General features: G+C 50.6%; 6 protein-coding genes and 1 pseudogene. 2 read left to right on the top strand and 5 right to left on the bottom strand.

Annotated features, from left to right (window positions below; genetic code table 11):
• The 5 genes and pseudogenes from ACOJWD_RS03165 to ACOJWD_RS03145 form a co-directional block, all read right to left on the bottom strand.
• On the bottom strand, window positions 1–1211 hold a 1211-nt coding region (locus tag ACOJWD_RS03165), incomplete at its 3' end, for an APC family permease (RefSeq protein WP_486991772.1).
• Window positions 1212–1249: 38 nt separating this feature from the next.
• Window positions 1250–2062 (bottom strand): BtpA/SgcQ family protein, encoded by an 813-nt coding sequence (locus ACOJWD_RS03160; RefSeq protein ID WP_486991773.1) that lies wholly within the window; start codon window positions 2060–2062, stop codon window positions 1250–1252.
• Window positions 2063–2067: 5 nt separating this feature from the next.
• Entirely contained in the window at window positions 2068–2853 is a 786-nt protein-coding gene (locus ACOJWD_RS03155; protein ID WP_486991771.1) for a DeoR/GlpR family DNA-binding transcription regulator, read from the bottom strand.
• A 664-nt stretch (window positions 2854–3517) separates the two neighbouring features.
• Window positions 3518–4014 (bottom strand): annotated as a pseudogene (locus ACOJWD_RS03150) (bifunctional 4-hydroxy-2-oxoglutarate aldolase/2-dehydro-3-deoxy-phosphogluconate aldolase).
• A 139-nt stretch (window positions 4015–4153) separates the two neighbouring features.
• The gene (locus ACOJWD_RS03145) at window positions 4154–4933 is read right to left on the bottom strand and encodes an FGGY-family carbohydrate kinase (RefSeq protein ID WP_486991770.1); all 780 of its coding nucleotides are present in this window, start codon (window positions 4931–4933) and stop codon (window positions 4154–4156) included.
• A 107-nt stretch (window positions 4934–5040) separates the two neighbouring features.
• Here ACOJWD_RS03145 and ACOJWD_RS03140 point away from each other — a divergent pair, with 107 nt between their 5' ends.
• Both ACOJWD_RS03140 and ACOJWD_RS03135 read left to right on the top strand, forming a co-directional pair.
• Window positions 5041–5547: a hypothetical protein gene (locus ACOJWD_RS03140; RefSeq protein ID WP_486991769.1), complete on the top strand. Its 507-nt coding sequence runs from the start codon at window positions 5041–5043 to the stop codon at window positions 5545–5547.
• A 330-nt stretch (window positions 5548–5877) separates the two neighbouring features.
• On the top strand, window positions 5878–6245 hold a 368-nt coding region (locus tag ACOJWD_RS03135), incomplete at its 3' end, for an aminotransferase class V-fold PLP-dependent enzyme (RefSeq protein WP_486991768.1).

Below are 6245 nucleotides of genomic sequence, written 5' to 3'. Positions count from 1 at the left end.
CCCATGAACACGTTCGCCACATTGATGAGTTCTACGACAATACCGATGACGATGGTGGCCTTTACTGGCGTGTGAAAGCGCTCCGACACTTCGGCCAGAGATTCAGGCATCAACCGATCGAAAGCCCATGCGAAGAGATTCCTTGTACCGAGCATAAACCCTGTCGGGGTCCACCAGAAGATGGCGAACACAAAACTTAAGCCGATATAGTCGCGTAAGACAGTAGGCATGGAAAAAAATCGAGCGAGAGCAGGAAGAACGTACGGAACATTGCTCGGTAGTTTCGAAGGATCATTGAAGCCGATGTACGCGAGAGCGTTATACAGGTTATATCCGGTAGAGTGAAATACTAAAAGGGTGCCCACAGTATAGAGCACAGCCGAAACCAAGAGACCTCCCATAATTGAGGTGACAGCAGTCTTGCGCACGTTCTTCACCTCGCCGGCAAAATATCCGGTCCACTGGAACCCAGTATAGACTTGAAACGCATAGATCATCGCGAAGATGGTCATCATCCAGTTAATGCCAGAAGTTTGACTTGCCCCCATGTGATGCGCTAAAGCAATCAAGCTCGCGGCATTGTGACCCGTAAGGTTTGCCAATCGGCGCTGAAACACTCCCGACGGGGTTATAGCCATGCCCACAAGCCAGACTCCCATGCCGACCCAAACCAGCCAAAACATCCAGCGCATGTACCGGGCTACGCGTCGGACTCCGGTGATCATTAATAAAGTAAAGAGAAGGGTAAGCACTGTCGCAATACCGAACTCCCATCCAGGCTGTGAAATTTTTGTAATCACAGCGGCGGGAAGTCCCCAAAGATAGAATACTGCAGGTCCAAAATAGCTAATCATGGTGGTGAAGTTAAACGAAATCCACGTTAAGAACACAAAAGTTAGGGCAGTGTTAGTGACAAACCCCACACCTGGGCTTAACGTCCGGCTTACCCATACATAGTCACCGCCTGACCGAGGCATGAGGTTCGTAAAGTAAAGATAGACGGTGCCGAAAGCCACCATCAGAATTGCCGCTAACACAAACGATACCGCGACATTAGCTCCGCTAAATACAGCCGGAGAAAACCCCAACGCTTCGGAAATCCCCACCGGAATGAGCACTGCGGAAAACACTAGGTTGAATGCATCAAAAGGTGATAGTTCCCGCACAAGACCGGTAGCTTTTCGCACAAAGAGCTCCTTGGACTGTGCCATACTTTGCTTAGTCTCCTTTCAACTCAACTTATGATTAGCTACGTCGCCCATTGCACACGATGGTCTTTCACAACCCTCATAAATTGGAGGGCTCGCACGGGATCCACCGCATTAAATGTTCGCCCATCATATTTCAAAGCTGTACCCACAATCGCACCGTCAGCGACAGCCAGGTATTTTTCCACATTATCTTGTCGCACACCGGTATTTACGAACACCGGCGTCCCCTCAACGCTTTCCACTACCGCTTGGAGTTCACTTTCTTCCACCGCACTTCCGGTCATCGGCCCCGATACACAGATAGCATCGGGCAAACTGGAGAAGGCCACCGATCGAGCTATCTCCGCTACGGTTCGGCGTCCAAGGGGAGAGGCAAATTCTGCCGATACGTTAAATAAGAGATGCACCCGATCGTTATCGCCTAACCGAGCCCGAAGCCGCACGGCTTCGGCTGCCCTACTCTGCCACGCGCCCATGTCACTTTCGTAAAGACCCGTAAAAACTTCACGGACAAACTGTGCACCCACTGCATGCGCTAGCGCCACCGCCGACACTGGGTCCCACAAAATGTCGACTCCGTAGGGAATTGATACGTCGTTTCGCAACCGCCCTATGACATACGCCATAGTCCCAATGGCAGACGCTTCCGCTTGCAATTGATAGGGGCGGTCATTCTCATTACAAAACATAACGGCGTCCACCCCCGCTTCCTGCAACGCTTCCAGATCCCGACGGACTCCATCCACCATCACCTCGGTACCGCGAGACACGTCATATAGTGGCGCCCCGGGTAGCGCTGGCAAGTGGACCATCGCAATAATCGGCTTCACCGTATCAAACGTGCTTTTCATCCAACTCAATGGGTTCCCCAACTCCTTTCACTGTCGGCATTTACCACCGATATGGTTACGGATTCCTCTAATTCTGTTCGAACATCCGACCTCAAGTCCCCATCGGTAATCAGCTGGTCGATGTCGTTGAGCTCGGCGATGGACATCAATGCCGTTTTCCCATATTTTGACGAATCTACTAATGCGACCACTTGATTGGAGGCTTTCATAAATGCTTGCTTGATTTCAACGTCCTCAATGGAGTAATCCATCAAGCCCTGTTCCACCGACCACCCCGCAGCCGCTAGAAAAAAGGTGTCGTAGTGAAATCGCCCAATGATTTCCCGCGTGAGCGGACCGACCACCCCCATCTCACGCGGACGTATCCGGCCACCCACCAAATAGACCGTAGGGCGACTCGGCGCCAACAGTTGTGCAATCGGCACCGATGCGGTAAACACCATAAGATCAGACCGCATCTGCAAAAGTCTCGCCAACTCCAACGTAGTCGTTCCCACATCTAAGGCGATTACTTGGCCTTCTTCGATGGCGTCGAAGGCTACCCGGGCAATCATTCGTTTCTTCTCAAGATTCTCCTCAATACGCTCTGTCCAACCCGGCTCAATCCCTAAGGGCACATTCATCGTAGCCCCCCCTCGAAGGCGTTGAACGAGGCCCTGCTTAGCCAACGAGGAGAGGTCGCGCCGCACCGTAGCAGCAGATACGCCGAGACGTTTGGTAAGTTCTATAACCGACATTTCAGGCTCTTGTGTGAGTAATCCCAGTAATGCCTCGTGTCGTTTATTGAGCATTTTCAATCACATCCAATCACATATAAATCATATTACAATCATCAATATAAAACAGCGCCCGCTCATATGCAACACTTTTCTGTTAATTTTCAGCATCAGTATTGAATTTCTCTGGGTACGATTTCTCCCCCAATTCCTATAAAGAGGGGAGGAACATTCTACCACCATCCTTCTCGTTTTCTTACAGCCATTCCACAAGTCGGCTGTGCAGAAAACGGGGACGTTTCTATAAATACACGGACCGTTCACACTACATAAGAGTTCATCCCCGTGTCAAATCTCTTTGGATATGATTAACAAACTGAAGGAATATAGGACGTCGATATAGAAGGAGCCGAATCACTTTCCGCAACTGGCACCGCATTCGCGGTGCGCTGCTAGCCAATCATGTGCAATGTGTCTCGATTGTTAATGGGGTCATTCCCTGAGTCTAAGATCAGTGCGGATCGCGTCCAGCCTGCTGTTCCTAATGCTCGTCATCAATATGTTCTCCCGTCCCAATCCGCTCTACGCGGTCCAACCTTATCTAGTAGGCACGATTACAAGCTTTTATAACGTACGATTGTTTCTTTGAGAGTCTCGACCTCCACGTCGATCTGTTCCAATAGAGTTCGCACACGTTCGGTCACAACCTTATAGTCCTTTTCAAAGCCATCCACTTGAATTAATGCCCCCCCATACCTACTGCAATTGCCCCCGCTTTAAGCCATATCTCTGCCTGTTCGATGCCAATCCCCCCTGTTGGAAAGCATCGCACATCAGGCATGGGGCCATGCAATTCGCGAATGAAACGAAGACCCACAATGCTTGCCGGGAAAACCTTGACGGGATCGCTCCCCAGTTCGCGACATGCATCTATTTCCGTTGGGGTGGTCGCTCCAAGGATATAGGAATCGTGTGATTTTGTCCTATTTTCGCGACGTCTGCCGCCACTTTATAGGTTACAAGGAAGTCTACTCCACTCTCGATAGCGTGAAGAGCCATGGATCCATCCCTGATGGTACCAACTCCAACTAACATGTTGGGAAAGTCTTGCCAAATATTGTCGATCAAGTGGTATACATTTGGAGTGGTCATCGTTAGTTCAACGATACGGATCCCTGCCATGAATAAAGCGTCGACGATTCGTCGCGCATCTTCGGAAGAACTACAACGAATCACCGGAATCACCTTTTACTGGCTCATCGGAATAAATAGTTTCATTCGTTATCGCCCCACTCCCTCCTGTCAAATTCGCACGAAATCCGCTTGACCTTTTCATATTGTAAGTGTCTTTCCATTTTTATTTTCCAAGTCCTGCTCACAGGCGAGCGCAGGACTTCCAGGGCGGGCGGAATCCGAGGAAATTTCCCAGGATTAACCCCCAATAGGCTAACAATGCTGCCCCTAAGACCGGGTCAGCATCGCTAACCTCTATTCCGCGATCATTCATCGCTGACCGAACCTCATTGTAAAATGGAATCCAAGCCCCACCGCCCGTTGCAACCACCCTTTCACTTCGCGTATTCAGGGCTTTCTCCACTGCCACAAGCACATCAAATTCGGACCATATGACCCCTTCGACAACAGAATATGCCAATTGCTCTCGTGTTGTATGAAACGCGACTCTTGCAAACATTGCCCGAACACGATCATCCCAGATGGGACTACGCTGACCACCAAGATACGGAATAAACACTGGAGCATCATCCGACCGTCCTCTCGTGGAAGCTTCAACAAGTTCGTAGTTTTGCGCGAAACCCAAGCCAGCGCTTGCCCATGTAATGGTGGCCATACCCGTTGACATGGGTCCATATACGATGTCCCACCCCGAATCCCATACTGGTGCCACTAGAACTTCCGGCGCAGAGATATGTTGATGTGGTATTAACATCCCGATGCTATCGCTGGTGCCGCTTAAAACAAATGCCTCCCCCGAACACAGCCCAAGAGAAAGGACCGCTCCCAATGTATCACTCCAACCAGCCATTTCCGGAATGCCATGCGGTAGGCCCACCGAGCCCTGGGCTTGGGGAGTGATAAAACCGAGGACTTGATTATCTTCGGTACAGGGAGGAAAAAGTTCTTCGAATAAACCCAATGCTCGAAGAGGCTTCGTTCTCTTGGAAGAGTCCAGACTCACCAATCCCTTGGAGGTCCAAAAGTCCCCACTGAACTGGCCCGTTATTTTCAGGTTAATATAGTCCCTTGGTTGTAATATCACAGAAGCCTGTTGGAACGGGATCGACCAGCGTACAGAGCATTGCTGAGCTGCTACAGCAATCTTGGGCTCAAGAAGGAATCAGGATTGCGCTCGATCCGATGAGCCCGCAAACCGTCCGCGGCATGGCCGGCACGCCAGCGGATGCCAGTAAGTGGGACATCATGATGGGTGCTGACCTCAATTGGAGCTATGAACCCGATTTCTATCGCACGGGAGACGACCTGTTTTCCAGCACTGGCGGTTACAACGTGGCTGGATATGACAATCCTACGATGAACCAGTTGATTGATGATACCTATTTAGGAGGTACCGCGAGTCAAATAAAGAGTCGCCTCAATGCCTATCTAGCATATGCCGCGCAACAGTTGCCCATTTTATGGCTCCCCAACAAATATGATTTAGACGTTGTCAATAAAGACGTGGTTGGGTTTACCCAGCACTGGAATACCTTACAACAATATGTTCCCGACAATCAGCTTCTTCTTAAATAGGGAGGTTTGGAAGGCTCTGGCATCGGCTAGAGCCTTCAATTCGATATCAACGAGCCAATAGCGATAGACGGAACGAACCGAATGTCCCGCACAGGCGGGGATGACCCACCTCCATCGCGGACCCCGTGGAACCACGCTGAAAATGATACTAATAAGAGCCGCCCATCAAGCCCGATATGGCGTAGCGGCGCGGATGAAAACGAGCCTGCGGTCTACCGCAATGTCAAGGAATGCCACAAGTGGGGCGAATCTAGCTTTCGAACCTATGTCGTTTGACGCGGGTGATGGTGTTTTACCACTAACCAAAAACACGAAGCGGTGCACTACCCAATGAAGTGTCTCACGGAACTCTGCGGAGTATACATAGATGTCGTCGAGTTTCCCCACGATGGTGGTGAAGAAGCGCTGAATCGGGCCATCGCCTATGCTCTGACACCGAAAACACGAATGCTAGCCTTATCATCCGTCAGTTCCCGAACGGGCGTGGCTCTTAACATCGAGACTGTGCTAACTGCTATTCAACTCGATAGGCGCGTGGTTTGTAGTGATAGCTCTCATGCCGCACGAATCCAACACTCTCTATTGTCCGCTCAAGTAGACTTTTGCGTGTTTCAGTGCCACAAGCGGCTCTTTTCCCCGGGCAGGTACCGGTTGCCATCGGTCAGTGAGCGAGCACGTCGGGAACTTGATGTCCCCTT

It is taken from the genome of Sulfobacillus sp. TH-112 (genome assembly GCF_057473405.1).
Note: the sequence above shows the minus strand (reverse complement) of the source record. Positions and strands in the feature narration are given on the sequence as shown.